The sequence below is a fragment of the Thauera sp. genome, assembly GCF_034003485.1.
Lineage (GTDB): Bacteria > Pseudomonadota > Gammaproteobacteria > Burkholderiales > Rhodocyclaceae > Thauera.
In genome coordinates, this window is the sequence record NZ_JAVEYL010000081.1 from 1 (window position 1) to 3,434 (window position 3,434).

Annotated in this window: 3 protein-coding genes and 2 pseudogenes; 3 read left to right on the forward strand and 2 right to left on the reverse strand. The window is 64.9% G+C overall.

Annotation, left to right across the window (positions count from 1 at the left end; all coding sequences use genetic code 11):
- From tnpA to tnpC, 3 genes and pseudogenes are all read left to right on the forward strand, one after another.
- Positions 1-281 (forward strand): IS66 family insertion sequence element accessory protein TnpA (gene tnpA / locus RBT54_RS18305; RefSeq protein ID WP_320368415.1); only part of this gene is annotated, 281 nt, incomplete at its 5' end.
- Positions 281-640: an IS66 family insertion sequence element accessory protein TnpB gene (tnpB, locus tag RBT54_RS18310; RefSeq protein WP_320368416.1), complete on the forward strand. Its 360-nt coding sequence runs from the start codon at positions 281-283 to the stop codon at positions 638-640. The genes tnpA and tnpB, both read left to right, overlap by 1 nt.
- A gap of 29 nt (positions 641-669) precedes the next feature.
- A pseudogene (gene tnpC, locus RBT54_RS18315) lies at positions 670-2,030 on the forward strand (IS66 family transposase); the annotation flags it as partial.
- Positions 2,031-2,116: 86 nt separating this feature from the next.
- On the opposite strand, the gene RBT54_RS18320 reads toward tnpC, so the two are convergent.
- Both RBT54_RS18320 and RBT54_RS18325 read right to left on the reverse strand, forming a co-directional pair.
- Positions 2,117-3,130, reverse strand: a complete 1,014-nt coding sequence (locus RBT54_RS18320) for a site-specific integrase (protein ID WP_075148764.1) — start codon at positions 3,128-3,130, stop codon at positions 2,117-2,119.
- Positions 3,127-3,434: pseudogene (locus RBT54_RS18325) on the reverse strand (integrase); the annotation flags it as partial. The pseudogene RBT54_RS18325 and the gene RBT54_RS18320, both read right to left, overlap by 4 nt.

Consider the following 3,434-nt stretch of genomic DNA (forward strand, 5'->3'; position numbering starts at 1 on the left):
AGTGGCGGCGGCGTAGCCGTCAGGAATGGCAAGCGGTCATCGCGCGGTTTGCGGAGAGTGGCCTGGGGGTCGAGCCGTTCTGCATCCGCGAGGGGCTCAGCGAGTCGAGCTTCCGGCGCTGGCGTAGCCTGCTGGGCGAGCCGAGTACGCAGCCGGCCGCGCCGGCGATGGAGCCCACTGGCTTCGTCGACGCCGGCACGCTCAAACTCGGCGGCACGGGTCGCCTCGAACTGCGGCTCGACCTGGGCGACGGCGTGATCCTTCACCTGTCGCGCGGCTGATGTTCTTCCCCGAAGGCGCGGTCCGCGTCCACGTCTATGGCCGCCCGGTCGACATGCGCAAATCCTTCGACGGTCTGTACGCACTCACGCGCCAGGCGCTCGGCTGCGATCCGCTCTCGGGCGAGCTGTTCGTGTTCATCAACCGGCGCGGCACGCAGATGAAGGTGCTGTACTGGGACCGCACTGGGTTCTGCGTATGGGCCAAGCGCCTCGAGCAGGGGCGCTTCATGTCGAACTGGGCGCATGTGAGCACGCGTCAGATGGACTGGACCGGGCTCAAGCTGCTGCTCGAAGGCATCGAGCCGGTCCGCTACAAGCGCCGTTTCCGGCTGCCCGCAAACGCCGTGAAACCCGCATGAATGCTGGGCTCTACGGTAAAATGCGCGCCATGTCCGCGCCGCACACCGCCCCCGTTCCGACCCTTGCCGAGGCCGCCCAGTGGGCGCCCGAGCGCGTCGTCGAACTGGCCCAGGCGCATGCGGATCTGCAGCGCCAAGTGCAGACCATCCAACATCAGCGCGAGTGGTTCCGCCGCCAGCTCTTCGGTCAGAAGAGCGAGAAGCGCCCGGTCTCACCGGACCCGGCGCAGATGTATCTGGGTGAGCTACCGATCCCCGAATCGCAGCCCGACACCCCCGGCAAGACCGTGGCGGGACACACCCGCCGTGCGTCGCGCACCGACTACGCACAGGACAAGGACGACTCGGCGCTGTTCTTCGACCAGACGCGCGTCCCGGTCGAGACGATCACGCTCGCCAACCCCGAGACCGAGGGGCTTGCCGCCGAGCAATTCGAGGTGATCGGCGAGAAGGTTAGCCACCGCCTGGCGAAGCGCCCGGGCAGCTACGTGATCCTCAAGTACGTGCGCCCGGTCATCAAGCGCCGCGACACGCAGACGATCCACTGCCCGGCGGCGCCTGTCGGGGTGCTCGAGGGCAATCGCGCCGACGTAAGTTTCCTGGTCGGGCTGCTGCTCGACAAGTTCGCCTGGCACCTGCCGCTGTACCGCCAGCATCAGCGCCTGGCTGACGCGGGCATCACGGTCAGCCGCGCCTGGCTCACGCAACTGGCTGCGCAGGCGGGGGCGCTGCTCACGCCGATCTACGAGGCGCAGCTCGCGTCGATCCGTGCCAGCCGCGTCAAGGCCATGGACGAGACCCCGATCAAAGCCGGCCGTGCCGGCCCGGGCAAAATGAAGGCCTGTTACTTCTGGCCGGTGTATGGCGAACTGCACGAGATCTGCTTCCCGTTCTTCGACAGCCGCGCCTACAGCAACGTCGAGAAGGTGCTCGGGCTCAAGCCCACCGAAGGGGTGTGCTGCTCTCGGACGGCTACGGCGCCTACGAGACCTACGCGAGCAAGACCGGGCTCACGCACGCGCAGTGCTGGACGCACTGCCGGCGCGAATTCATCCACGCAGAAGCGGCCGAGCCCGAGCTGGCGGTCAAGGCGCTCGAGTTCATCGGCGCGCTCTACGCGGTCGAAGCGAAGATCCGCGACGACAAGCTCAAGGGCGAGGCCAAGCGCGAGTACCGGCTCGATCACGCCCGCCCGATCGTGGCGGCCTTCTTCACCTGGGTACAGGAGCGCCTGGACGCGCAAGGGCTGCTGCCGAGCAACCCGCTGACCAAGGCGCTGATCTACGCACACAAGCGACGGGCGGCACTGGAAGTGTTCCTCGCCGACCCGGATGTGCCGATCGATACCAACCATCTCGAACGGGCGCTAAGGCCGATTCCGCTGGGTCGGAATTATGCGCGGTCGTCGATTATGCAAGCCCTTCGGCCTCGAGTGCTGTCCTCTACGGAGGGTCGCGTGCTCTGCTTTGCATAATTTCAGAGGCTTTCGAGGAACTTGAGGACGGCGTCAGTCGGACGATAGCGTTGGCGTTTCCCCGCCCCGGGCGGCGCGATGGTGGCCAGCGCACGCTCCTTCATGGCGAGATCGGCCTCGACGTATCCGTGAGTCGTGACTGGGCTTTCGTGCCCCAGCCACAGGGCGATGACAGTGAGATCGACGCCAGCCTGTAGCAAGTGCATTGCGGTCGTATGGCGCAATGTGTGTGGCGAGATGCGGCGACCTTGTAGTTGAGGACATCGTTCTGTCGCTTCACTGACCGCGAGGGCAAGCCGTTCAGCCACATTCGTGCGTGTCATCGGCAGGCCCTTGCGGGTCGGTACGAGTGGGTGCTCGGCCTTCAGATCCGCATACGCCAACCAACGTCGGATTTCGGCAGCTGTCTCTTTCCAGAGTGGGACGGTTCGTTGCTTGCGGCCTTTGCCATGCAGGCGCACCGATGAAGTGGTTGCGAGGGTGACGTCGGCGACCCGGATGCCGATCATTTCGGAGACGCGGGCGCCGGTGTTGTAGAGCAGCGTGAGCATCATCCGATCGCGCAGACCGCACCAGGTCGTGATGTCTGGCGCAGCGAGGAGCGCTTGAACCTCGTCGCGGGAGAGAAACCCGAGGAGGGGTTTCTCGAAACGCTTCATTGGGATCGCCAGGATCTGCTGCATGAGCTGCAAGGCTGGTGGGCATTGCAGCGCGACGTAATGGGCAAAGGCGCGAACGGCGGCCAACCGTGCGTTGCGGCTGCGCACCGTATTACGACGCTCCGTTTCCAGATAGGTCAGAAAGTCGAGGGTCAGCGTCGAATCGAAGTCGTTCAGCGTTAGCTTCGCCGGCGGCGTTCCCCTTTCTCTTTCGGCATAGCCGAACAGCAACCGGAAGGTGTCGCGGTAGGCGGCAATCGTTCGCGGGCTGGCATTCTTCTGCTGTAACAACCGTTCGGCAAAGAACCGCTGGAGCAAGGAGGCGAATTCGGCGGGGTCGGTGAGCAAGGCGTTCATTGCGGTGCTCCCTCTGCGTAACGCTCGAAACGTTCAGCGGCGATGGCCATCAGTTCGGGAATGCCAGTGAAGTACCAGTAGGTATCGCTGACCTTCGCATGACCGATGTAGGTAGAGAGTGCCAGGACCGCTCGATCGACATCGATGCCTTGCTGGTAGAAGCGCAGCGTGGCACGCACGACGAAGGTGTGCCGCAAGTCGTGCAGTCGATGATGGGGATAGTCGCCACGAGGCTGCCAACCCAGTTGCCGGCACAGCGTCTGCAGTGCGTAGCGGATGGCTGCCTGATTGACCGCGTGGCCGT

Coding starts and splice junctions, on each gene's coding strand:
- tnpB (WP_320368416.1), top strand. CDS start 281: ATGTTCTTCCCCGAAGGCGCGGTCCGCGTCCACGTCTATGGCCGCCCG.
- RBT54_RS18320 (WP_075148764.1), bottom strand. CDS start 3,130: ATGAACGCCTTGCTCACCGACCCCGCCGAATTCGCCTCCTTGCTCCAG.